The organism is Bradyrhizobium sp. HKCCYLS2038 (assembly GCF_051167655.1).
Classification (GTDB): domain Bacteria; phylum Pseudomonadota; class Alphaproteobacteria; order Rhizobiales; family Xanthobacteraceae; genus Bradyrhizobium.
Map to the genome: position 1 here is coordinate 487,393 of NZ_JBNPTM010000006.1, position 24,873 is coordinate 512,265.

The following is a 24,873-nucleotide window of genomic DNA, read 5'->3' on the forward strand; positions in this document are numbered from 1 at the left end:
CAGCACGCGCTCTCGAGGGCCAACGATCATCTCATTCCGTTCTCGGACCTTGCCGCCCCCGAGCCGTCAAATACTGATCAAACCAATGGGCGGCATGAGCGATGACCGCGTCCATTGCACCCGGCTCCGAAAACAAATGAGTCGCCCCTGGAATGATCTCGAGCGCCTTCGGCACTGCCAGCTCGGTCAGAGCCGCTTGATTCAGCTCGATCACGCTGAAGTCGGCGCCTCCGACGATGAGCAGCGTCGGGGAGCGGACCATGGGAAGAGCGTGACCCGCGAGGTCCGGGCGTCCTCCACGCGACACCACCGCCCGAACCCGTTCCGGCAGCCGCGCCGCGGTGACCAGGGCCGCCGCCGCGCCGGTGCTGGCGCCGAACAGCCCGACCGGAAGCGCGGCGATGGATGGCTCCTGCACCCCAAGCCACTGAACGACATTCACCAGCCGCTCCGCAAGCAACGAAATGTCGAAAACGTTAGCGCGGTCTGCCTCTTCGCTCGGCGTCAGCAGGTCAAACAAGAGAGTCGCAAATGTCAGCTTGTTGAGCGCCCCCGCAACGGCCTGATTGCGTGGGCTTTGACGACTGGACCCGCTGCCGTGCGCGAAAATGATCAACCCGCGCGCGTGTTGAGGCACAGTGAGTGTTCCAACGAGATCCGACGGCGGAATGGTGACCTCGGACGTCCCGGTGGACAGCCGACTGGTCATGACATGAGAGCCACTGCACTGACCGTCATGACGAACTCCGCATGTCCCTGATCGACTCTGGCAGGTGACTCATCACTTTACTTTCTCGAACTCGCCGGGGCCGATTTTTTCCCAGAGCGTCTCGAACACGCCCCGGATCGCGGCCAGAGATTTGCAAGGAAACGCCGGCGGCAGCTCGCCTTCGACATGCTCCACGAACTCCTCGAGGTGCCGTTCTCTGGTCGGCGTCGCTGCCGGATGCCATCCTTCATAGTAGATGCCACGCACAAGAATCGGGAGTTGGGCGGCAAACTTCACGGCCACCTCGGGCGGCAAGCGATCGCGCACGGCATGCAGCACGGCACGTAAGGCATTGTAGGCCTGCTGGCGATTGGTCAGCGCGAGCTCGTCCTGGAGCGCCTTGAGCCAGACGCTCGTTTCCTGAACCGTGTGATCCAGCGTAGCCACGCCGATTGTGCTCATGAGGCCTCCTTCGCAACCGTCCCGAACGGCAGCGGGCTATGGCGCGCCATCCGACGCCCTGAGAACGCGTGCACGGCGACCTGCTGCTGACCGCCGTGCAGGCGCCGTGAGCCGAACGGCATGCCTCTGTGACGCGATACTCGCACAGAAGCCGCACGTCGATCATCGACACCTGCTGGTCACAGATCGTAGAGCAATACGGATTTGCAGCAGTGACAAGAACTCTGACCTGCAGCAGGGATTTCGGTTGGACAGGCGAGCGATGCATGCCGTCTAGTTCTGGCCTCTCGATCGCGCCATGGCGGCTCTTGTCACCACGAATCGGCTGCCGCCAAGGCTCGTTCACTGATCGATTGAGGATTCGTCGCATGACCACAAACATCGGCAACATGATCACGCTGGACGGCCTCTTTTCAGATTGGTCCGCGTCCGCATCCCTCACGACGGCGGAAAACACTGTCGCAGGATATGCTGTCTACGGTGCGCTGATCACCGATCAGCAATTGGGCAACACCTATGTCATCGGCATAGAATCAACCAACTCGGCGGAGCCCGTGATCGCGTCCGGCACCTACATCTATCTCAATACCGATCAGAATACGTCGACAGGGTACAGCCCATTCGGAACTGTCGGCGCTGAATACTACGTCCAGTTCGCGCCCGATGCCACCGGCACAATTCAGCCCTACCTCTATTCAGTCACGTCCAACGGCACGCCGACCTTGCTCAACGGGGGCGCACCACTCAATTTTGGCTTATCCAGCACTGGCCAGAGCCTGGAGCTCGCGATTCCCCAATCGCTCCTTACCCCAGCCGCCGGCCCTGAGCCTCATGCGATCAACTTCGACGCATTGATTGACAACGGGGCCGCGGCCCTGCCCGGCGACTTCGCCAACAACCCGCAATATGTCATCCCCGATCATGCCGCCGTCGCGCCGAAGACAATTGGCAACCTGATCACCCTCGATGGGCATTTCACTGATTGGCCGGCATCTGACGCGCTGATGACCCCGGGGAATACGGTGGCGGGATATCAGGTCTACGGCGCTCTCCTGAACGATGCGACACTTGGCAACACCTATGTCATTGGCATCAACGCGACCAGCACGACCGACGCGGTGATCGGGTCCAACACGTTCATCTACCTCAACACCGATCAGGCACCATCGACCGGTTACAGCCCTTTTGGCGCTGTCGGCGCGGAATATTACGTGCAGTTCACAGTGGGGTCGAGCGGCACGCTTCAACCCTATCTCTATTCCGTGACTTCGACGGGGGCGGCGTCGCTGCTGAACGGCGGAGCGCCGCTCACTTTTGCCACGTCCAGCGACGGCAAGAGCGTCGAACTCGCCATTCCGCAGGCGCTGCTGACACCTGCCGGCGGATCGGCCCCTCATACGATCAACTTCGACGCGCTGATCAACAACGGCGCGGCAGCACTGCCAGGCGATTTCGCCAGCAACCCCCAGTACACGATCACGGATCCATCGACACTGGTCGCGGTCGACCACACGATCAAGAAGGTCGGCATCGTATACTCCGCCACGACAGCCGCGCTGTATTTTGGCGGCGGCCAAGCGGGACAGACGGCCTACGCCGACCTGTTCATGGCCGCTCAGCACCAGGCGGAAGCCGCAGGTGTCTCCTACGACCTTCTGACTGAGGCCGACCTCACCAACGTAGCCAAGCTCGCGCAATACAGCGCGCTCATCTTCCCGGACATGCAGAACGTCCAGAGCAGCCAGGTCGAAGCGATCTCGAACGCACTGAGTCAGGTCGTCTACAGCTACCACGTGCCGCTCATCACGGCCGGCGACTTTTTGACCAATGACCAGACCGGCACAGCGCTTCCGGGAAATCCCTATATCTACATGCAGACCCTGCTCAACCTGACCCAGAGCGGCTACGGAACTGCGACCTACTCCGTCACGGCCGATCCGGCGGCGCTGGGCAGCCAGAACCCGGTGATGACCGGCTACGGGGCGACCGAGCTGATCGGCGGCGCCAGCGGACAGATCGCCGGAACGACCTCCGGATACTATACCAATTCCGGATACCTCACCTTTTCCGGCGTTACCCAGCCCGCCACAGTGCTCGCGGATATCAATCTCCAGGGCGGCGCCACGCTGCCCGGCGTCGTCCAAACCGTGACGGGCGCCACCAATACCCACTTTGCGACGACAGCACTGCTTGGCGACAGCAATCTTCTGCAACATGCCATCCAGAACGCCGTCTTTGGCGCGACGCCAAGTCTTACGATTGACTTGACCCGAATGGCCGGCGTCGTCGCGTCACGCACTGATATGGATCAGTCTCAATTCCCATCCGATGTGTCCCCCGGCGCCGGTCAACAGGGGATCTACGATCAGCTGATTCCGCTGCTGCAGCAGTGGAAGCAGCAGTACAATTTTGTCGGCTCGTTCTATGTCAATGTCGGTGACAACGCCAATCCTGCCAATGGCAACACGACCGATTGGTCTGTCTCCGCCCCCTACTACAAGGCAATCATCGCCCTCGGCAGCGAAATCGGAAATCACTCCTATACCCACCTGATCAATCCGCCAACGATCGACGCCAACGGAAACCCTGTTCCCACAATCCTGGTGAACGGCGCCCCTGTCTCGCTATGGAACGAGAACACGAATTTTCTCTACGTGACTCCGCCGTCGAACGGCTCTGCGCCAAATTGGACTTTTTCCTATGAGTTCGGCCAGTCAAAGACCGTCGAGCAGCAGAACCTCGGCATAACGATCGCCGGCGCAGCCGTGCCCGGCGCGGGCGATACGTTCAGCACAGCCCAGCAGATCATGCAATACTACCAGAGCGTGGCAGGCGGCCTGACTGGCTATGTCAGCGGCGGCTGGACGGGCGTCGGCGCCGGCTATCCAAATGCCTTCGGCTATCTCAGCCCGACCGACACGGGATCGGTCTATATTGCGCCCAACATCACTTTTGATTTCACGGAGATCCAATTCCAAAACAAGACAGCGGCCCAGGCGCTTGCCGATTGGGAAGCACTGTTCAACCAGCTCTCCGCACACTCGCAGACGCCGATCATCGTCTGGCCCTGGCACGACTACGGTCCGACGGACTGGAACACCAATGGCACGGGCAGTCCTCCCGCATATACCACCCAGATGTTCAGCGATTTCATCGCCTATGCAGCCGCCGCGCGTTACGAGTTCGTGACGCAAGAAGATCTCGCAGCCCGCATCTCCGCCCAACAGAAGGCCCACTTGTCCGAGACGACGACCGGCAACGTCATCACGGCGACGATTACGCCTGATGCCAGCGCGCCTGATCTCGGTGCTATGGCACTCAACGTCACCAACGCCGCCACGGGCCAAGTCATCCAGAATGCTGGAAACTGGTACGCCTATGATACCCACAGCCTGTTTCTGCCTTATGGCGGCGGAACGTTCAACGTCACGCTCGGGACGACACAGGATGATGTGACACACATCGACCTGCTGCCGATGCGCGTCGATCTGAAGACCGTGTGGGGCGACGGATCGAATCTCAGCTTTTCGATGACGGGGGATGGCATCGTCGATGTACATGTCAAGACACCGGGTCTCAATATTGTTTCCGTGCAGGGAGCTCCCGCGGCATCGCTCAACGGCACAGACCTGTCCCTCGCCTTCAACGACGGCCAGTTGGCGATTTCATCGAGCTCGCCGCAAGGCACGCCCGTGCTCCACAACGTCGCGATCGTCGAAAGCACGACCGCTGTCCTGTCGAGCGGGACGAACATTCTATTTGGCGGATCCGGCACAAATACACTTAATCTCACGGGTCTCTTCGAGAACTACACTATCAAGCTGAATGCGGACAGTAGCAACACCCTGATTGATACGAGGGCCGGTACCCCCGACGGCACCGATATCAGCTACAACTTCCAAGACTTCCGCTTCCTCGATCAATTGGTTCTGACCACCGCACAATTGAATGGAAACGGCGTCCTGCTTGGCACCGCGGGCTCCGACGTCCTGACCAGTGCACTCACCGGCGCAGTCGTGCTTGGTCTGGCGGGCGCGGACAGCCTCATCGCCGGCGCCGCCAACCAGACGCTCGATGGCGGAACAGGCGCCAATACGCTGAGCGACGCAGGCTTTGCCGGCGTGACGCTGATCGGCGACGGCGGCAATGACATCTTTATCGTCGGCAACGCAGCAACGGCGATCTTCGAAATGCCAAATACGGTTGCGGCAGCCATCTATACTGGTCTCTCGAGCTTTGTGATGCCCGCAAACATCGAGAAGTTCTTCTACACGGGGAAGACCGGAATCCAGATCATCGGCAACGCCCTCAACGACATCTTCAGCGGGTTTACCGGCGTCAGCACGGTAAGCGGGGGCGGAGGCACGGACACCATCGACTTCAGCGGAACTTTCAACCAATACAGCGTCGTGAACAATGCGGACGGCAGTGTCACCTTCGTCGACAAGAGGGCAGGCTCTCCGGACGGTACTCTGACGGCGAGTGCCGTTTCTTTCTTCGACTTCAGCGACGGCCTCGTATTGACCGCATCTCAACTCGCCACCACCGCCTTGACCATCAATGGAACGGCCGGCGCAGACGTTCTGACGACCTCGACACCGAGCGCACTCGTCCAGGGCCTTGCCGGCAACGACATGCTGACCGCCGGCGCCAACGGCCAGATCCTGGACGGCGGCGCTGGTGCCGATATTCTCAATGATAATAGCATATTCGGGGTCACCCTGGTCGGCGGCGCCGGCAACGACACCTACATCGTCCACAGCGCAAGCACGATCGTGAAAGAGCTGCCGAACAACGGAACCGACACGATACAGACCACTTTGAACGACTACGCGCTCCCGGCAAATGTCGAAAAGCTGACCTTCGTCGGCGTCGGCAGCTTCACCTCTACGGCAACGGCAGCCGGAGAGACCTTGACCGGCGGCACCGGGGCCGACACGCTCGGCGACGGCAACTTCGCCAATGTCATCCTGCGCGGCAACGGCGGAGCCGACACCTTCTTGGTCAGCAATGCGACCACCAGTGTCTCAGAAGTGGCCGGCAGCGCCAATGCGACCGTCCTGACCACGCTTTCGAGCTACACTCTGCCTGCCAACGTCCAGAACCTGACCTACACGGGAACCGGCAACTTCACCGGTTCGGGCAATGGCCTCGCCAATACCATCACCGGCGGCTCCGGCAACGACACGCTCACCGGCAATGGCGGCGCAGATACGCTGATCGGCGGGGCTGGCAACGACAAGTTGTCCGGTGGGGCCGGCCAGGACACGTTCGTCTTCGCGCACGTCGGGCCGGTGACGACGAACGGCGTCTATAGCGCCGGCTTTGGCAATGACACCATCACGGACTTCATCGCCAACGCGAACAATACCAATCACGATATTCTTCAGCTGTCCGCGACAATGTTCGCAACGGGCACGACCGCGGCGTCGCTGCTCGCCGGCACCGCGCACAATATTTCGGGAGGCACCGTCACAGTCGCCCAGTCGGGCACAAGCACTGTCATCACCATCGATTCAACGGATTCGATCACGATGAACAACGTGAGCCTCGCGACGCTGAAGCTGGGTGCGCTGGCCGATATTCACTTCGCGTGAAGGAAGGAGATTACGTCCACCCGCTGAAATGACCTGCGGATCATCAGCCTTCTTCAGACGGAGCACGCTTTGCCTTACTCGCCGATCGCGAACGGTGCCACATCGCCTGCGACCCCGGGCGCCGCATTTGCAGGTTTTCGGGGCGCGATCCTGGGTGTCTCGGTGATTTCCGGCATCATCAACGTGCTTGCTCTGACAGGCTCGCTCTACATGCTCCAGGTCTATGATCGGGTGTTGTCGAGCCACAGCGTACCGACATTGATTGCTCTGTCGTTCCTCATGATCGTGCTCTATGCCTTTCACGGCACGTTGGACATGCTGCGTAGCCAAGCATCGAGCCACGCTGCGGCGCTCTTCGATCGGCGCATGGCACGCCCGGTGCATTTTGCGGTTCTCAACCTGCCTCTCCAAGGCGCGTCGCGGTCGCTTGCGCAACAACCCATGCGCGATGTCGACGCCATTCGACACTTCCTGGCCAATGGCGGACCCGTCGCCTTTCTCGATTTGCCATGGATGCCTGTCTATCTCGCCTTCGTCTTCGTGCTCCATCCTCTGCTTGGCTTGGTATGCCTCGCCGGCATGCTGATGCTGGTGATGCTGACGCTGCTCACGGAATGGCTGACGCAGAAGGATGCCCTTGCCGCCACACGCGCCGACGCTGCCAGGCACGGCATCGCGGACACCCAGGCACGAAACGCTGAGGTGCTGAAGGCGATGGGTCTGGAGGACAGAGCCGCTCAACGGTTCGACGCAGCCAATCGCTCATATCTGGCCGTACAGACGCGCTCGAGCCAACTGATTGCGAGGCTGACGTCCGTGTCGCGCTTCATGCGGCTTACGCTGCAATCGGGCATGCTCGGACTCGGCGCATATCTCACGGTCCGCGGTGAAATTACGAGCGGCGCGATCATCGCAGCATCGATCACCACCTCTCGAGCGCTGGCGCCGATCGAACAGGTCATCGCGCATTGGCGGCCGTTCCTCGCCGCTCGGCAAAGTCTCAGACGCCTGTCCGAAACGCTCCGGAACCTGCCACTTCTGGATCCGCCGTTCGCGCTTCCCGCTCCAACACAAAGATTGTCCCTGGAGAACGCAACGCTCTGCGCTCCCGGCACCCAATGTCTCGTCCTGTCCAATATCAGCTTCGAGCTGCGCGCCGGACAGGCCTTGGCGATCATCGGCCCGAGCGCTGCCGGGAAATCATCGCTGGCTCGCGCCATCTGCGGCGTGTGGCCGTTGAAGCAGGGCTGCATCCGCCTTGACGGTGCCGAGATCAATCACTGGTCTTCCAAGCAACTCGGACAGCATATCGGTTACCTGCCACAGGATGTCACGCTGTTCGACGGAACCATCGCAGACAATATCGGCCGCATGGAAGATGAAAAAGACAGCATGGCCATTATCGCCGCCGCGAAAGCGGCAGGCATCCACGACATGATTCTGCGCCTCCCAAACGGATATGAAACGGATGTCGGCCCTGACGGATCCGCCCTGTCGGCAGGGCAACGCCAACGCCTCGCGCTTGCGCGCGCCCTCTTCCGTGACCCATTTCTTGTCGTCCTGGACGAGCCGAACTCCAATCTCGATTCAGACGGTGAGGAAAGCCTGACGACGGCCATCCAAGGTATCCGAGATCGCCATGGCATTGCGGTCGTCGTCGCCCATCGACCAAGCGCGCTCAATGCCGTCGACCTCGTTGCCGTCATCAACGCCGGACAACTCACTGCTTTCGGTCCGAAGGAGGACGTTCTTAGAAAAGTGCTGCGTCAACCGCTTCGTACGGCTGTCGGCTGAAGGCCAGCGGCCAGCGGGAGGAATGAACGGATGCCTGCTTCAATTCTCGCCCTCAAACCAACGCCGCGACCAGCCAGCGCCGAAGCGGCCGTCGGGCCGGATATCGCCGAGATGTGGCGACCGATCCTGATCGGACTGTTCCTTTCCGCATCCATCGTCCTCACGATATTCATGTGGGGCAGCCTGGCGAAACTGTCCGGCGCCGTCGTTGCGCGCGGGATCGTAGTCTCGGCTGGAAGCAGCAAGAAAATCCAGCACGCCCAGGGCGGGACGATCCAACGGATCGAGGTGAGGAACGGGACTCGCGTCGTCACCGGCGATCTCCTGGTTCGGCTGGACGATACACAGCCACGCGCAACCCTCGGCATTGTTACCTCGCAATTGATCGAGCTGAACGGCCGTAAGCTCCGTCTGACCGCCGAACGCGACGGCCTCGAAAATCTGTCGTTTCCGCCTGAGTTCTCCGCGGAGGGACCCGCGGCCGCGAACGTCGCCAATGGCGAAACGCGCCTGTTCCAGGCTCGCCTCGCAGCCTTGCAAGGACAGCAAGCCCAGCTGCGAGAGCGGATCAAGCAGTATGACGAGGAACGCGCCGGCGTGACCCGGCAAAATGAAGCGAAAGGTCATGAGCTCGTCTTGATCCGCGAGGAACTCGATCGCGTCAACGATCTCTACACGCGGAACCTACTCCCGATCACACGTGTCCTCAGTCTGCAACGAGATCAAACACGTATCGAAGGTGAGATCGGCACGCTCACCGCGCAAATCGCTAGGCTTGGCGGCCAGATGACCGAAGCGAATCTACAGATTATCGCTCTGAGCCAAAGCCGGTTGGCCGATTCGCAGAAGGAGTTGCGCGATATCGAAGGCCGCATTGCAGAGCTGATGGAGCGCAAGATCGCTGCGGAAGACCAGCTTCGGCATGTTGAGCTGAGGTCGCCGATTGACGGTATCGTCAATGAAATGAGCGTCCACACCATAGGCGGGGTCGTGAATCCGGCAGAGCAGCTGATGCTGATCGTGCCGAGCGACGACACGCTCGAAGTGGAAGTCCGCATTCCCAGCTCCGACATCGAGCAACTTGAGACTGGCCAGACGAGCACGCTGCGCTTCACCGCCTTCAATCAACGGACCACGCCGGAGGTCGACGGTACGGTCACCCGCATCTCCCCCGATGCGAGCCGCGATAGCGAAACCAATCAATTCTACTATACGGTTCGTATCCTACCAAATGCCGCCGATCTTACAGCGCTCGGCAACCACAAATTGCTGCCGGGCATGCCAGTCGACGCGTTCATCCAGACTCCCTCCCGAAGCGCGCTGTCCTACTTCATCAAGCCCCTCGCAGATCAGCTTGGGCGAGCTTTTCGGGAGCGATGATTCTGCCCCCTGATCCGACGCTGAATAAAACGGCGGCATATGCAGATGAAAACACGACTCGCTATACTGCTCGTCATCTCTACCATCTGGGCCACCGGATGCAGCAATGCCGCGGCACGCGCCCCGCAGATCGGCCCAGTCAAACGCCACCTCCTGGCGCTCTATGACGGTGGACAAGAGGGCGGCAACATCAATTTCACGAGGCTGCATCGCTTCGCAGAGCTGCCGCTCAATCACGATGGCTTCATCCTCGACTTTCGTGACGTCCGTGACAAGCTGCCTGATGACGCCGATCTCGACCAATACCGCGCGGTCCTGACGTGGTTCGCCGGCCCGGTCCAGAATCCCGATGACTATCTGACATGGGCCGATCAGGTCGCACGAAGAGACATCCATTTCATCATACTCGGCGACATCGGTGTTGCGGTCGGGCCCGACAATATCGCGGTCGTCAACCGACTGCTCGCGCTCGCTGGCCTGCGTCATACCGGCACATTCGTATCGCCAACTCTTGGGACCCGTATCGTCGAGAAAGACCCGGAGCTCCTGGAGTTCGAATGCCATCTCGATCCAGTTCTCCCGGATTTTCCGGTACTCGAACCAGCCGGCGCGGACACACGCATCGGTCTGATGCTTCGGCTGCCAGCATATGAATCCGGCCGCACGACGGTACCTGTCGCCATCGGGCCACGCGGCGGCTATGCCGCCCTGAACTACGAGTTTTGTCATCCGACACAGCCCGTGTATCAGGGACGCTGGCTCATCGACCCGATTACCTTCTTTCGTGCAGCGCTCGGCTCTCAGGGCGAGCCAATCCCCGACACGACCACGGCTTCCGGCCGTCGGATCTATTTCAACCTGTTTGGCTCAGAGGGCTGGAGCCGGCCGAGCACGATCGAGCAATTTCGCGATGACGGCGCGACCGCGGCCCGTGTCGTTCTGCACGAGCTCATCGGCGCCTTTCCCGACCTGCCGACGTCGATCGATCTGCCCGATGACGCGTTTCCAAAGTCCGGCCGGAGCGCTCTCGAGGCGAGACGGATCGCGCACGACATCCTTGCGACACCCGGCGTTCGAAACTCCCGGCGTCGCTTCGAGGCGCCACGGTCACGATTCGACGCTGAATACCCTTCGATCTCCAACCTGTCGCCGCTGGTCAGCGCCAGCCCCCGCATCCCAGCCCAACGCGTTGTCAATACGGCTTTGAACGCCGGGGTCATCTTTGATGCCGGAGGCGCCACGAACGAGGGGGATCTCGCCGGGCTCGAGCAGACCTTCGCCAGGACGGAAGGTCCGCCGCGGCTGACACCCTTCAATTTGAATTATCAAGCTCATGTCGGAGAACGGGCGGATCTCCTTCAAAGCGTACGCCGGATCCTGCAGATCGCGAACACCGCCGCGCTGGCTCCCATCTCCGCCGATCGTTATGCCGCCATCGTCGACGGATTTTTCAGCGCACGCATCGAGAGAGACGGCAGCGGATCGTGGCGTATTGGCAACCGCGGTGCCCTGCAGACGATCCGCTTCGATGACGCCGACGGCATGAGCGCGTCGATCGATGGCAGCGTCGGCGTCATTGGACAACGGCGCGTCGGACACGCGCTCTACCTCGCCCTCGACGAGGACGTCGAAACGGCCGTCATCGTCATGACCTCCTCGAAAGCGACATTGCCGGGGACCTTGGCCCTGGACGATAGTCGATGGCAGATTCGACATGTAACGAGAGGTCCTTGCGCGACGCGCTTCGAGGCACAGGGTTTCGGTCCCGGCACGTTCTCCTGGTCTGGCGCGAGCGCCCGAGGCTATCTGATCAGCGTTACGCAATCCGACCGCGAGCTGTGGCGCGACAACGCCGAGCCCGATGCCGTCGGACAGCTCCGCTTCGCAATACCGGCTAATGCCATTGATCCCGTTACGATCGAGATCATCTGCCGCGTTTCCGAGGCCGATTAGCTCGCGCGCCCCGATTGATCGCGCCGGCTCACTGTCATGCTTGACGGACTTGCTCGTACTGCACTGATCGACGTCAGAGTTTTTGCTTCGCCTCGATCGTCGTGAGTTCGTATCGTGACGTTCTGGATCGAGATGGTGTCGCAATCTTCAGCAGTTCGCAGGAGGATGATCATGAACAAGCACATCTTGCTAGCCGAGCACAGCCCCAGCGGTCACTCCGAGCGTCTTGCAATCCCGAACGCGCCGCTCGTGAGGCAGGCCGTCATCATGGCCGGCGGCAAGGGAACCCGATTGCATCCCTACTCTGCTCTTTTCCCGAAACCTTTGATGCCCCTTGGCGACATGCCGATACTTGAACTGCTGCTGCGGCGAATGAAGTCGGACGGCGTTGAAGAGGTGATCATCGCTGTCAATCATCTTCGACATTTGATCGAAGCCTACTTTGGCGACGGCGCGTCGATCGGGCTGAAGCTTCGCTATAGCAATGAAAGCAAGCCGCTCGGAACCGCAGGCGCGCTCGGCAACATGCTCGATATCCTGGATGAGACCTTTTTCCTGGCCAACGGCGATCTTCTGACCACCATGGATCTCGGCAGAATGGCGTTCAACCATGTGACCGAAAAGGCGGATGCGTCGATTGGCGTCTTCGAGCGAGAGAACAAGATCGATTTCGGCCTGATCGAGTTCGATGACCATCACCGGTTGAGCGCCTATCGCGAGAAGCCAACCAGCAAGTATTTTGTGAGCATGGGCGTCTATATTCTCGATCGCGCCGCCATCCGGCCACATGTATCGAACGTCGACTATCTCGATATGCCCACCCTGCTTCTCAAGATTCACGCTGCGAACGGCACCGTGGTATGTTTCCAGGATGATTGCGTCTGGCTCGATATCGGCCGTCCGGACGACTTTGCGTTGGCTCAGCAGATGTTCGAGCGCGATCGTGACGCCTTTCTCGGTCATGCATAGCGCGCTGTCGTGATGCATCGCGCGCTAGTGACCGGCGCCTCCGGCTTCATCGGAAGACATCTCGTACGGACGCTTGGTCGTCGCGGTATTGAGGTCTATACGATCGGCCGCCAGCTAAGGCTTGACGGCAGGCATATCGTTCTGGGCGGAGACGATTGGAACGCCGGCACGCTTGCCGGCATTCTACGGACCGTCGACCCCGACTGCGTCTTTCATCTGGCAGGTACAGCAGTTGGGCCTGGTGAGGAACTGACGCGAATCAATCTCGGAATGACCGAGGCTCTGCTCGACGGCTTGGCGTCGGTTCACTCACGCCCGGTGCTGGTGATTGCAGGAAGCGCGGCCGAGTATGGCTCGGCCATACGCGATGGAGAGCCGATCGAGGAGTCGACGCCATGCGCGCCATGCTCCGAGTATGGCATGAGCAAATACGCGCAGACCCACGCCGCGCTACGTTATGCCGACAACACCGGACATCCCGTCCTCGTTGCTCGCATCTTTAACGCGCTCGGGCCAGACATGCCCTCTCATCTCGCGATCGGTGACTTTGCGAAGCAGCTCGCGTCCATGCCGCGAGGCGGAGGAACACTGAGGGTCGGCAATCTCGATGTGAGGCGAGACATGATCGACGTCGAGCATGTCGCTACCCTGCTTTGTCGATTGGCTGATCATCCGGCGGCACGCGGCATCGTCAATGTGTGCAGCGGCCAAGCTCCCATTCTGCGCGCCCTGGTCGAGATGATGATCGTCGATTTCGGCGAGCCGGTCCGGGTCGAGCTCGACCGCGCCCGTTTCAGAGAGAAGGAATTGGCGACCATCGTCGGAAGCACAAAACTCCTCTCGGATCTCGGATGTGCGCCACCCAAAACCGACTTTCCGGCGCTGATGTCGCGCATCGCCGAGGCGGCCAGGTTCCAATCGCGTAGCAGCCACATCCGATGATCTTACGTCTGAACAGGCGGAGATGCATCATCGGCGCGAGCTGGGTTTCGGCGGCTGCAATCAGTCTGGGCTCGCTATCGAGCCCGTCAGCAAGCAGGCAGGAGATGAGCTCAATCCGATGGCTCGCGTTCTATGGAGAGATCGCCGACGATGTGGCTTTTGATGGCTATCAGATCGTCATTTTGGACCGTGGGTATCGCGGCTCAATCACGAAGATCGGCGCGGGCGGCGCTCGCGTTTGCAGTTATCTGAGCCTTTGCGAGATCAGAACCGGAGATCCTCTGTTTTATGCTCTTCACGCGTCAGCACTGCTCGAGCCGAACCCGGACTGGCCTGGAACGCGTCGGGTCGATGTCAGACATTCGTCCTGGCGCTCCTTCATTCTCGATACAGTCATCCCCTCGATCGAGGCCGCGGGCTTTGACGGTCTGATGCTCGACACCTTGGATACTGCCACATATCTCGAGTCAACCGACCCTGAGCGCTACCGGGGAATGCGGGCGGCGGCAATCGCGCTCGTCGACACGATCCGCGACCAGCATCCGCACATGACTGTGATCATGAACCGCGGCTATGACTTGCTTGCCGACCTCGCGCCGAGGATTGACGCAGTGATCGTGGAGAGCCTGCTGACGGTGCCGGACGGACAGGGACACTTCGTACTTGCCGATCCTGACGCCGTTGCACGTGAGAGGGCTTTGCTCGCGCCAGCGGCAAGACGCCGGCCGCCGCTCCCCATTCTCAGCCTCGACTACTGGGATCCCGGCGACCGCAAGATGATCGCTGAGCTCTACCGCCGTGAACGGGCCTTCGGCCACCATCCCTATGTCGCGACACGCCTGCTTGACAGCATCGTGCCCGAACCCAGCTGACGACCTTTCGCATCCCCATCATTGCGAGTGCATTGGCGACCGCTCCGCGCCGTTTCACTGATTTGCGTCAGAGGTCTGCATTGGCGTTGCTGGCTCGCGGCCGCTAGCTTTCAAAATGGAACCCAGGCACTCCTGAGGCGCGCGATCGTCACCAACACCCGCGTCCAGGCTCACCGAGGACTTGCGTGATGACGACGGATTGCGTCACGGATGGAGCTGCCTCGTCGCAAATCGTTCGGCCGATCGACGCGCCAGCTGGGCCGGACTTCGCACTGCTCCAATCACTGTCGCTGGCGAACTGGCCGAAATTCACACTGGAGACCTCGGCCATTCTCGCGGCGACTGCCCTTCTGACCTTCTGGTTTCCTCACCTCTCCGGTATCTCCGGCCTGCCGCACCCGTACTGGATCCCCGTGCTGCTCATATCCAGCCAGTACGGCGTGTTCGGTGGCACGATCGCCGCCTCGGCGGCATCTCTTCTCTATCTCCTCGCGATACCGCCGGGATCTGCGGCACAGGATCTCTATGTCTATGCCAGCGCGGCCGCACTTCAGCCGACACTCTGGCTCGCGACCGCGTTGGTGCTCGGCGGACTGCGCAGCCTCCAGATCCATCAAGCGAGTGAGCTCGCTAACGAGCTGTCTCTGTTCGAGCAACGCGCCAATGACCTCGCCAACGGGCTCGAGAATGCTCTCACAGAGATCACGGCTCTGGAGCGACGCATCGCCACCGACGCTGCGACTGTCGCCACCTTCACCGAGGCTCTGTCCCGGATTGATATGAGCAGCAGGACGAGTGCGGCAGCCAGCCTGGGCGACCTGTTCCGGACTGCGACCGGCGCGCAGGATTTCACGGTCTTCGTCCGGAGTGACGGACTCCTGCAGCCCGTTCTGGCCATCGAAAACGACATACGGCGGCCTTTGACGTCGGTAGCGCCATTGGATGGCAGCTGCGAGCCGAGCGAAGATCCGATGGCTTCGCCGATTGGCCAGCGCACGCTCGTGTTGCGCTCCAACGCGACAGGTCGCTGTCCCCCGATTGCTGCAATCCGTTACCTCGTCCCGCCCGACGCATCCAACGATCAACGGCTCGACCGTCGCCTGGACAACCTGAAACGCGCCTTTACGACCATCCTGTCCACGGTTCCCGAGCAACAGGCCTAGGATTCGACAATGGGTTCCGCTCAATCCTTCAAATCACTTGCCTGCGATACAGGCCAGGGACGCGACATGCGCGTTGCTGACATGCCCGTGATCGATCGTAGCGGCCTTATCTCGCTTCACCTTGTGAGCTTTGCAGCGGTCCTCCTTGGCTGGCAGCTCATACTCCTCACAGCCCTGCTCGCTGGCCTCATCGCATTCAGCCAATATCTCGCTTGCCACCTGGTCAGTTGCATCCTGCTCGCCGTCTCGGTGTTCAAGTGCTTCGGTCCGATCCATCGCGAGCGCAACGTCGCTCTCCAAATGATCGCTTGGTCGACATTTGTTGGCGCCGGAGGAGCCATTGTGGCCATCGCTCTGGCGTTGCGATCAACCCCGCACGTACATCGACGGGAGTCCGCGGACTTGGCCGAGGCCCCGACGGATCGTAGGGGCGACACGCCAGCGGAGCGATTGCAGAGCGCGCTCCGCAACCACCGTGTTCGGATCCACGGCGCCCGGAACGTCCGCCCCTTGATGGACGTCATGATCGATGGCTCCCGCTCGGACAAGCTGGAGGCACTCGCCGTCGTGTTCAGGACGTACGATGCCAGCTTGGCGCGGCTGCTCAAGCGGGCTTTGGAGGATCCTGACGCCTCCGTCCGCGTGCTCGCCGCCACGGTGATCGCAAGGCTGAATGCCCTCTTTAGTCGGAGGATCGGCGAACGCCAGGCGAACAGCGCAATCGAGACGACTGACGCCAAAGTCTTTCTGGAGCTCGCTGACGCCCGGCTGGCTTATGCGGCGAGCGGGCTGCTCGAGCCCACGCAAGCCAGGGGCGAAGCCGACGCAGCCATGGCGGCCCTTCTACGCGCCAGGGAGATCAATCCGCTGGAACCAGGCCTCGTCGAGATGGACCATGCAACCGTCCGATGGCGTCATGAAGCGCCTGCAAACGCGACCTCCACCACGACCGACCGCCGGAGCAATTAGATGTCGAGCGACGCGGACGTCTGCATGATCGTGGAGGGGGGTTACCCCTACGTCGTCGGCGGAGTCGCATCGTGGGCCGATGCCTTCATGCGCGCCTCTTCTCAACTCCGGTTCCACATCATCGCCATCGGCGTCTCAAGCCAAGCCCGCCGTCAAAGCTACGACTTCCCGCCGAACGTTGTCGGACTCACCGACATCATTCTGGATGCTTGTCCGGCCGGACGGCTTCCGTCGCGGCAAGACCACGAAAAGATCGAGCAACTTCTTCACCTGTTGCACTCCTCCATGATCACCGGAGATGACGCCATCTTCAGGCAGCTCATCTCGCAACTTCTCGCGACAGGCTTCAGCCAAGCTGCGCTCCTGGACTCGCGGGCGGGATGGCTCGCGATCGAGGCTGCTTACGCCAAACTCCTGCCCCGCAGCCCGTTGCTCGACTTCTTCTGGTCATGGCGCTTCCTGTTGCGTAGCGTGCTGGCCATCGCGACGACCCGATTGCCGAGCGTCGAAATCTTCCATGCCTCAGCGACGGGATTCTCTGGCCTTGTCGGCAGCTTCGCCAAGATTGCGACCGGACGCCCGCTGCTTCTTACCGAGCACGGAATCTACACCAACGAACGCCGCATCGACCTCGCCGTCTCGGAATGGCTGTTCGACTCCGGCGCAAGCGGGTTCGGGATCCCCACGCACCCGACCGAGCTCCGCGCGATCTGGCTCAACGCCTTCCAATGCATTTCCCGTATCAGCTACGCAACCGCCGATGTCGTGACCACCCAATATCGCGCCAACCAGCTGATCCAGAACCTGGAAGGCGCGCCCGAAAAGAAGCTGCGTATCATCCCCAACGGTATCGACGCTGACGCCTTCTCGGCCCTTGCCCGTAACACGGCATCGCGCCGACCGACCGTGCTGATGATCGGACGCATCGTTCCGATCAAGGACATCCGCACCTTCATCATGTCGATCGCGCTCTTGAAGGACCTCGTGCCGGATGTGCTCGGCATCATCATCGGTCCCGAAGGCGAGGATCCGGCCTATGCAGCCGGATGCCGTCAACTCGTTGAGCAGCTCGGCGTATCGTCATCAGTCGATTTCCTGGGTCGGGTCCCAGACGTCCGGACCTATCTTCTATCGGCCGACGTTCTCGCTTTGTCGAGCATCAGTGAAGCGCAGCCGATTGCGGTCCTGGAAGCTGCAGCTACCGGACTGCCTGTGGTTTCGACCGACGTCGGATCTTGTCGCGAGATTATCGAGGGATTCGAAGATGATCCGGTCAAGGGCGCCGGTGGGCTCGTCGTCGCACCATGCAATCCCGGCGCAATGGCCGCGGCGCTCGCAACCATCCTAAATGACGACGACCTGCGTGATGGAATGGGTCGGGTGATGCGAGAGCGTACCGCGACTTACTACCACAGAGATCGCGTCAAGGCCCTCTACGAGCAGCTCTACACCGACCTCGTCTCCAACCCGTCTGGTGCCCACGCATGATGAACAACAACGCGACCATTGTGGACCTGACACGGCGCGGCACCCTTGCCGGCATATTCAGCGCCTATTCCTATGCAGCGATGATCGTTGCCGGCCCGTGGCTCTTTACAGTCCTCGGTCTATCGTTCCTGAGCGCCACCGCCTGCGACGGAACATGCCTTGATCTGACGATCTTCCGTTCAGTCGTCATCTACAACTCAATGTTCTCCTTGATCATAACCAGCCCGCTGGCGTTCTTCGCAGGCCGCTATGCATCTCGTCAGATCTATCGAGGCTCCGAGGATCACGTCTACTATGTGCTCGTGCTTTCACTCGCCATATTTCTTGTCATTGCACTGCTGCTAGTCGTTCCATTCTATGTTTTCGGAACCACACTCGAGGCGATTGAGGCGTTGGCGAGCATACAGACACTCTTCCTGATCGGCTGCGCCTGGCTCCTCATTCCCTTTCTTGGCGCCATCCGCGCTCACAACCAGATCATCTTCGCCTTCGGCAGCGGAAGTCTGGCAATACTCCTGTTCAGCCATATCCCGGTTGACACCACGGTTACGTCTCTTCTGCTGTCGTTCAATGGCGGCTTCACGATCATCGATCTGATCATGATGTGCGTCATCGTCCGCAGATTTGGCTGCACGATCATAGTGGATCGCGACCTGATCGGCGAACTTCGCGAGGTCTGGGAGCTGCCACTTGCCGGCTTCGCTTACGCGCTCGGACTGTGGATTGACAAGATCGTCATGTGGCACCTCGCTCCCTCCGACAGCCTCGCCGTCGCCGGGCTTTTTCAGACGATGCCGAGCTACGACACGGCGATGTTCTGGTCGCAATTGTCGTCGATACCGGTCATTGCGATCTTCGTCGTCCATGTTGAAACCCGCTTCTCAGCCCGCCTGTCGGCATTCCACCGAACAATGCAGGCGCGCGCGAGCTTGACCGATCTGAAGGACCTCGTCAGCGACGCGACGAGCCTTGTACTTTCAAGCATTGTCGCTCTGTTTGGAACATTCACGATTGTCGCAGCCATGATGATTCTTGCATCCTTGGCGTTCATGCCTCAGCTCGGCTTGCGCCCAGCCTATATGAGCATCCTGCGGATCGCTCTCTGCGCGATGGCATTCTACTCCAGCGCCATCCTTTGCTTCAATTTCCTGCTGCTGATGGACTTGCGTCGCCCGGCCCTTCGGATCGTGTTCACTTTTCTTGTTCTCAATGGCGCGCTGACGCTGGCGTTTCTGCCGCTTGGCCCGGCGTTCTACGGCTACGGCAGTCTCTTTGCGTCAGCAGCCAGCCTGCTCGTCGGCTTTCGTCTCCTCATGAAGGAGCTGCCCTGGATTCATTTTCACGCGTTCATCACGAACAACAGCTCGCTTTGACCTAGTCGTGGACTCGCTGATGCACTGACGTTTCGTTCATCTCAACCCTGGGATTTTTGACATGCTGACGAACAGAAGGGTCGCGGTAACCGGAGCTGCCGGCTTCATCGGAAGCCATCTCGTTGATGCGCTGATCGACGCCGGCGCGAACGTAACGGCGATTGTTCGCTACAATTCTGCGTCCTCGATCGGAAATCTTGCCTTCCTGGAGCCAGCTCACCTCGGTGCAGTCAATGTCGTGAGCGGAAACGTCGAGGACAGCGACTTCGTCTACCGCGCCCTAAAGGACGCGGAGATTGTCTTCCATCTCGCCGCGCTCATCGCCATTCCGTATTCTTATGACGCGCCACGGAGCTATCTGCGTACGAATGTCGAGGGGACATTGAATGTCCTCGAAGCGGCGCGACGGTACGGCAACCTCGTTATCCACACTAGTACGTCCGAGGTCTATGGGACCGCCCTCTCCACGCCGATCAGCGAGAGCCACCCGCTGCAGGGTCAATCGCCATATTCCGCTTCCAAGATCGCGGCAGACAAGCTCGCTGAAAGTTATCATCGATCGTTCGGTACAAGCGTCGTGACCGTACGCCCTTTCAATACATTTGGGCCTCGCCAGAGTGCTCGGGCATTCATCCCGACGATCATTTCGCAAGCCATCGATTGCCGAAAAATTCGCCTAGGTTCGCTGACACCTGAGCGCGACATGACTTACGTCAGCGACACGGTTGCAGGCTTCTTGGCAGCCGCGACCACTCCCGGACTCGATGGCCAAACGATTAACCTTGGCACTGGCGCGACCCATCCGGTCGGCTGGTTCGCCGATCGCATTCTCACTTTGATGGGCGTCCAAAAGCCCATCGTAACTGACGATCAACGGCTACGCCCTGCCCGCAGCGAGGTCATGAAGTTGGTTTCGGACAACTCGCTCGCGCGTCGCGCGATGGGCTGGTCGCCCACCATCTCGCTCGATACCGGCCTGAGACAGACAATCGATTTCGTGCGGCAGCATTCTGCCTGCTACCGTACCGACAGATACGTCAAATAGAACGTTTTTCGGTGTCACGACCGCGATACTGAGGGGAAGCCTCCCTATGACGACACCCTCCAGGTTTGTCATCGTGCTGGTCCTGCTCCTGGGTCTCATGTCGGCCGCGGCATTTCAACGTCAGCCGGAGCAGATATCGACGCTGGCGGCGGATGGACGCTACCAGACGGCGATCCGCCTCCTCAACCGACAATTGGCAGAACGTCCCCACGACGCCAGCCTGTTGGCGGCGCTTGCTCGCTCCCATGCCGCACTTGGCGAATATGATCGCGCCATTTCGCTATACGACCAGTATCTCGCCGCTCGGCCGGACGACCTCGTCGCGCTGCAGAAGCAGTACACCCTGTTGATCGAGACCGGTCTTGTCGATCGCTATTTCGCGGTGTTGGCCCACGCTGTGGAGATACAGCCCAGCCCCGACAAGCTCGCCCGGTTGATTGCCCTCTATCGTCTGCATGGACGGACAGCGGACGAGCTGACGATCCTGACGACCTATGCAAAACGCGGACTTCTCCAGACCGATCAATTGGAGCGGTTGGGCGCTCTTTTGGCAAGCGAGAGCGATTGGCGCGGAGCGCAGCAGTGGCTGGCTGCAGCCGAAAGCATGTCGGCACCAAGCAGCAGTACAGGACGCCTGCTTCTCCTTGAGGTCCTCCTGCAGAATGGTGAACGAGACCGCGCGCTTCGCTATGCACGCCAATGGATGATTGCATGGCGAGATCCATTCTTATCAGGCAAGTTGATCCTGCGGATGGCAAAGGCCGGGTTGACCGGCGCAGCCACCGAGCTGGCATCGGAGTGGGAAAACCTGATGCCGGCGACGACATTTGACTTGGCCGGTCTATTCATCAGTCGCGGTCATTCGGAACTCGCCCGGGTCATGCTCGCACGCTGGGCCGATCGTGTGGAGCATCCAAGCCCGACGCAGCTCCATGCGTTCGTGCTTGTTTCCGCCAGACTCGACGCATCCTCAATCGTGGTCAAGACATTCCTGCGGCTTCTGCACCATCGCGCCGATCGCGCTGCCCTGGCACGTCTCGCCGAAGACGCGGCGGATACGTTTGGGACGCAGGCCATGTCCGCCATACGCCCCTTCGTCTCGACCGAGATGCTGCTTGCGCGTCCGCTGTTTGCCGCCAGGCTGTCTCTGTCCGAGGGAAATCGTGAGACCGCGCGCTGGTTTTTGAACCGTTGCGATCCGAATGGTCTGACACCTGAAGAGCGTGAGAAATGGCTCGGACTTCTGCAACAAATCGACACGCCAGCGGATGCGGTTGATCGGCTGGTGTCCCTCTGGCAAGCCCGACGCCTGCCAATCGACCTCGCCCCAGAACTCGCCAAGCAAGCCCTGGTCCTCGGCCGTCCCGATCTGCACGATGCGGTCTGGCGATCGCTCGAACGTTGAGCGTCTCGTCTGATGCATGTCAGGGATTATCGTTGGCGCCCCCGATTGGCGGGTCGTATCAAGATGGGTCTGAGCACGCACGCAAATCGTACGCCGGCCCTGCTTCATCACATTGGTTCTGGGGAGATATTTCAATGCGCACCAGACTCGCTCAAGCCGCCGCGATCGCAGCCATCGTGACGATCACAAGCTCGCCTCTCGGACCCGTTCGTGGCCAAGCACTCTCCGCAGCCGCCTCCGTGAGGGCCGAACCAGCGCCCGAGCCCTCCCCATCTCATGGACCAACAATCGGCGTCGATGACAAGCTCAAGATCTCGTTCTTCGAATCAGTCGAGCTCGGAAGCCGCAAGGCGGACGAGCGTGTCCCGCCGATGAGTACGTTGCGGACCTTCTATCAGCGCATGGATTTGAGTGGAGAGTATCTGGTCGATCAGGACGGCTCCATTGCAATTCCGCTGCTTGGCAAGTTCCGACTTGCCGGTCGGACACTCGACGACGTCCGTAACGATTTGATCGCCACCTTCGCGACGACGTTCACGACGCGGACCGCCGACGTCAGCATTGCCATCATCGACCGGCCACCGGTCTATGTGGTCGGACCGGTCAAGGCCCCCGGAGCCTACAAGTATGTGCCCGGCATGATCGTCTTGCAGGCCGTTGCGCTCGCTGGCGGCCTCGATCGTGGCGAAACCAGCCTGTCGAGTGCCATCGACGGCGTGCGCGAGATGGAGCGGTTCCAGACGACGTCGGACCGGATCCAACGGCTGTTCGCGCGTCGCGCCAGGCTTGAAGCGCAGCGCAATGGCCTCACATCCGTGCCTTTCCCGCTCCACCTCGCCAAGCTCGATAGAGATTCTGGGATAACGGCTTTTCTGTCGATGGAGAACACTCTCTTGCGCGTCGAGTCTTCCAAGCGACAGGAGCGAGAGCAGGCGCTCACGGCCAAGGTGGCCGCGGCAAGTAAGGAGCTAGATGCGCTCAAACGCCGGCTCAGTCAAGCTGACGTGCAACGGGACATGCGGGTTGACCGTCTAGATGACCTGCAAAAGCTGAAGGACCGCGGCATCGTCAACAATAACAGCGTCATTGCGCTACGTACAGAACTCGCCGATATCGAGGCCCGCCGCGAGGAATATGTCGTTGCAGTGGTACAAGCGACGACCCGATTGGCACAGGCCGAGCAGGAAAAGGCCGCGTCTTCGGCTGATCAAGATGAGGCCCTCGCGAAAAGCATCGCGGCCGTTGATCAGGACATTGCGGAAGCGCGCGGTTCCCTCAATTCTTCTGAAGCGATCGGTATCCTCCTTGCTGCCCACCGCGGACAAGCCCCTCAGAGTTATCAGATCGTGCGACCCGGAGCGGAAGGTCCCGCCACCATTCCCGCGACCGAGACCGCGGCGCTGAAGCCGGGAGATGTACTGAAAGTCGAAGTCGGTGGATCGCAATCCAATACAGCTGCTCAACGGGCGCCCGGCGCGACCACATCATTCCGCAGCCGGGCCATACCGATAGGTCAACAGAGCGCAAGCCGCTGAAATCGACGGAGTTGATTCATGGGCGGCGAACGCACCGGCGCAAGCTGGTGCGTTCCGTCCTGTTCCTACGGTCGGCGAGCGCCCGAGGCGTTTGACGCTGCGCGGACGCCCCAGAGATCACACAGGACGCTGCCGGCAGGGTGGCGCGACAGCGCTGGTCGGTTCTTGAGACTCGCCTGGTAGGACGGCGCTCTCGTTCGGTCGCCAGCCGACGGTCCCGATCTCAACGAGCCAGAATACTACCTTGGCGGCACATTACATCACCGCGCTATTTCGGGTTAATCCCTCTGCACCCAAGCGAGATAAGCCGAAAGCTCTTAATCTTATCGCGGACAAGTTCTAACGAGAGGGGCCGCCTCATGACTGTCACGCCAGCTTCCCACGCGATTGGTCGACAGAGCATTCATAGCAGCGCATATCGCCCCGCCTCCGCCCAGATAGCGGATCTTCGCCCTGCAATCCAGACTGACGACGGCGGCATTCCTGAACAGCTTGCGAGCTATGGTCGCACCATCACGCTTCGTCCTCAGCAACGGTTCTCCCTCTCTGCTGCGAATGAGATCATCGTGCTCCTGGATGGCTTTCTCGCGCTGGATGCCGCACCGACGACAAGCCGGTTGCAGATCTTGGATTTCCTCGTTGCCGGCGACGTCGTGGCAGCTCCCATCGTCCGAACGGCATCAGGGCTATCGGCGCGCGCGATTACGTCCGCTCGGCTCGTCGCATTCGACATCAGCCTTCTCGAAGATGCCGTTTTGCCATCGAGCTGTTGGTCCTTCCTGTTTGCTCGCTGCCAACAGCAGATCTTTCGATCGCATCTTCACCAGCTCATGACCGGGCGGCTGGAGATCGAGCCTCGCGTCGCCTCGTTCCTCCTTGCGATGAGTTGCATCTACAACGTCAAGCCGGGCGCCGGCGGCGTCGTCCGGCTTCCGATGTCACGCGCAGACATCGCCAACTATCTCGTGATGAACAGCGACACCCTGAGCCGCACAATGGTGAAGTTTTCGACCCTGGGTCTCATCAAGCGCGTGAGCCGCCACACCATTCTATTGCTCGATCTCGACCGGCTCAGGACGAAATCGCCATTGGCACGGCAAATAGCGTCCGCTCCTGTGTCCCGGGGTCACGTAGGGTCGGCGGCGCGAGCGAGATTCCAGGCGATGAACGAGAACTCTCTCAAATCAGCATAAGCCCACTCGGTTCGTCGCGAAATT

Annotated in this window: 17 protein-coding genes; 15 read left to right on the top strand and 2 right to left on the bottom strand. The window is 60.6% G+C overall.

Features of this window, described 5'->3' with window-relative positions:
- Positions 1–31: 31 nt before the first annotated feature.
- Positions 32–709 carry a dienelactone hydrolase family protein gene (locus ACQR1I_RS27365; RefSeq protein WP_434869162.1) on the bottom strand — a complete coding sequence of 226 codons (678 nt, stop codon included), beginning with the start codon at positions 707–709 and terminating at the stop codon, positions 32–34.
- Between the two features lie 72 nt (positions 710–781).
- Positions 782–1,171 carry a DUF2267 domain-containing protein gene (locus ACQR1I_RS27370; RefSeq protein ID WP_434869161.1) on the bottom strand — a complete coding sequence of 130 codons (390 nt, stop codon included), beginning with the start codon at positions 1,169–1,171 and terminating at the stop codon, positions 782–784.
- 368 nt (positions 1,172–1,539) lie between these two features.
- Between ACQR1I_RS27370 and ACQR1I_RS27375 the strand changes: the two genes are divergently transcribed.
- From ACQR1I_RS27375 to ACQR1I_RS27445, 15 genes are all read left to right on the top strand, one after another.
- Positions 1,540–6,768: a hypothetical protein gene (locus ACQR1I_RS27375; protein ID WP_434869160.1), complete on the top strand. Its 5,229-nt coding sequence runs from the start codon at positions 1,540–1,542 to the stop codon at positions 6,766–6,768.
- Positions 6,769–6,837: 69 nt separating this feature from the next.
- On the top strand, positions 6,838–8,562 hold the full coding sequence (locus ACQR1I_RS27380) for a type I secretion system permease/ATPase (RefSeq protein WP_434869159.1): 1,725 nt from the start codon (positions 6,838–6,840) through the stop codon (positions 8,560–8,562).
- Between the two features lie 30 nt (positions 8,563–8,592).
- Positions 8,593–9,942: an HlyD family type I secretion periplasmic adaptor subunit gene (locus ACQR1I_RS27385; RefSeq protein ID WP_434869158.1), complete on the top strand. Its 1,350-nt coding sequence runs from the start codon at positions 8,593–8,595 to the stop codon at positions 9,940–9,942.
- Positions 9,943–9,987: 45 nt separating this feature from the next.
- Positions 9,988–11,895, top strand: coding sequence for a hypothetical protein (locus ACQR1I_RS27390; protein ID WP_434869157.1), 1,908 nt, complete (start codon positions 9,988–9,990; stop codon positions 11,893–11,895).
- 171 nt (positions 11,896–12,066) lie between these two features.
- The gene (locus ACQR1I_RS27395; protein WP_434869156.1) at positions 12,067–12,864 is read left to right on the top strand and encodes a sugar phosphate nucleotidyltransferase; all 798 of its coding nucleotides are present in this window, start codon (positions 12,067–12,069) and stop codon (positions 12,862–12,864) included.
- A gap of 27 nt (positions 12,865–12,891) precedes the next feature.
- Complete coding sequence (locus ACQR1I_RS27400) at positions 12,892–13,806, top strand: NAD-dependent epimerase/dehydratase family protein (protein WP_434869155.1); 915 nt, start codon at positions 12,892–12,894, stop codon at positions 13,804–13,806.
- Between the two features lie 104 nt (positions 13,807–13,910).
- Positions 13,911–14,678, top strand: coding sequence for an endo alpha-1,4 polygalactosaminidase (locus ACQR1I_RS27405; protein ID WP_434869154.1), 768 nt, complete (start codon positions 13,911–13,913; stop codon positions 14,676–14,678).
- A 188-nt stretch (positions 14,679–14,866) separates the two neighbouring features.
- A complete protein-coding gene (locus tag ACQR1I_RS27410) occupies positions 14,867–15,841 on the top strand; it encodes a hypothetical protein (RefSeq protein WP_434869153.1) in 975 nt (324 codons plus the stop codon).
- Positions 15,842–15,850: 9 nt separating this feature from the next.
- A complete protein-coding gene (locus tag ACQR1I_RS27415) occupies positions 15,851–16,810 on the top strand; it encodes a hypothetical protein (RefSeq protein WP_434869152.1) in 960 nt (319 codons plus the stop codon).
- Entirely contained in the window at positions 16,811–18,298 is a 1,488-nt protein-coding gene (gene pelF, locus ACQR1I_RS27420) for a GT4 family glycosyltransferase PelF (RefSeq protein WP_434869151.1), read from the top strand.
- Positions 18,295–19,671, top strand: a complete 1,377-nt coding sequence (gene pelG, locus ACQR1I_RS27425) for an exopolysaccharide Pel transporter PelG (RefSeq protein WP_434869150.1) — start codon at positions 18,295–18,297, stop codon at positions 19,669–19,671. The genes pelF and pelG overlap by 4 nt, the downstream gene beginning before the upstream one ends.
- 61 nt (positions 19,672–19,732) lie before the next feature.
- A complete protein-coding gene (locus tag ACQR1I_RS27430) occupies positions 19,733–20,716 on the top strand; it encodes an SDR family NAD(P)-dependent oxidoreductase (protein ID WP_434869149.1) in 984 nt (327 codons plus the stop codon).
- A 46-nt stretch (positions 20,717–20,762) separates the two neighbouring features.
- Positions 20,763–22,121: a tetratricopeptide repeat protein gene (locus ACQR1I_RS27435; RefSeq protein WP_434869148.1), complete on the top strand. Its 1,359-nt coding sequence runs from the start codon at positions 20,763–20,765 to the stop codon at positions 22,119–22,121.
- Between the two features lie 134 nt (positions 22,122–22,255).
- Positions 22,256–23,656 (top strand): polysaccharide biosynthesis/export family protein, encoded by a 1,401-nt coding sequence (locus ACQR1I_RS27440; RefSeq protein WP_434869147.1) that lies wholly within the window; start codon positions 22,256–22,258, stop codon positions 23,654–23,656.
- 359 nt (positions 23,657–24,015) lie between these two features.
- The gene (locus ACQR1I_RS27445; RefSeq protein ID WP_434869146.1) at positions 24,016–24,849 is read left to right on the top strand and encodes a Crp/Fnr family transcriptional regulator; all 834 of its coding nucleotides are present in this window, start codon (positions 24,016–24,018) and stop codon (positions 24,847–24,849) included.
- The last annotated feature ends 24 nt before the right edge of the window (positions 24,850–24,873 follow it).

Coding starts and splice junctions, on each gene's coding strand:
- ACQR1I_RS27365 (WP_434869162.1), bottom strand. CDS start 709: ATGACCAGTCGGCTGTCCACCGGGACGTCCGAGGTCACCATTCCGCCG.
- ACQR1I_RS27370 (WP_434869161.1), bottom strand. CDS start 1,171: ATGAGCACAATCGGCGTGGCTACGCTGGATCACACGGTTCAGGAAACG.
- ACQR1I_RS27375 (WP_434869160.1), top strand. CDS start 1,540: ATGACCACAAACATCGGCAACATGATCACGCTGGACGGCCTCTTTTCA.
- ACQR1I_RS27385 (WP_434869158.1), top strand. CDS start 8,593: ATGCCTGCTTCAATTCTCGCCCTCAAACCAACGCCGCGACCAGCCAGC.
- ACQR1I_RS27390 (WP_434869157.1), top strand. CDS start 9,988: ATGAAAACACGACTCGCTATACTGCTCGTCATCTCTACCATCTGGGCC.
- ACQR1I_RS27395 (WP_434869156.1), top strand. CDS start 12,067: ATGAACAAGCACATCTTGCTAGCCGAGCACAGCCCCAGCGGTCACTCC.
- ACQR1I_RS27405 (WP_434869154.1), top strand. CDS start 13,911: ATGAGCTCAATCCGATGGCTCGCGTTCTATGGAGAGATCGCCGACGAT.
- ACQR1I_RS27410 (WP_434869153.1), top strand. CDS start 14,867: ATGACGACGGATTGCGTCACGGATGGAGCTGCCTCGTCGCAAATCGTT.
- ACQR1I_RS27415 (WP_434869152.1), top strand. CDS start 15,851: ATGGGTTCCGCTCAATCCTTCAAATCACTTGCCTGCGATACAGGCCAG.
- pelF (WP_434869151.1), top strand. CDS start 16,811: ATGTCGAGCGACGCGGACGTCTGCATGATCGTGGAGGGGGGTTACCCC.
- pelG (WP_434869150.1), top strand. CDS start 18,295: ATGATGAACAACAACGCGACCATTGTGGACCTGACACGGCGCGGCACC.
- ACQR1I_RS27430 (WP_434869149.1), top strand. CDS start 19,733: ATGCTGACGAACAGAAGGGTCGCGGTAACCGGAGCTGCCGGCTTCATC.
- ACQR1I_RS27435 (WP_434869148.1), top strand. CDS start 20,763: ATGACGACACCCTCCAGGTTTGTCATCGTGCTGGTCCTGCTCCTGGGT.
- ACQR1I_RS27440 (WP_434869147.1), top strand. CDS start 22,256: ATGCGCACCAGACTCGCTCAAGCCGCCGCGATCGCAGCCATCGTGACG.
- ACQR1I_RS27445 (WP_434869146.1), top strand. CDS start 24,016: ATGACTGTCACGCCAGCTTCCCACGCGATTGGTCGACAGAGCATTCAT.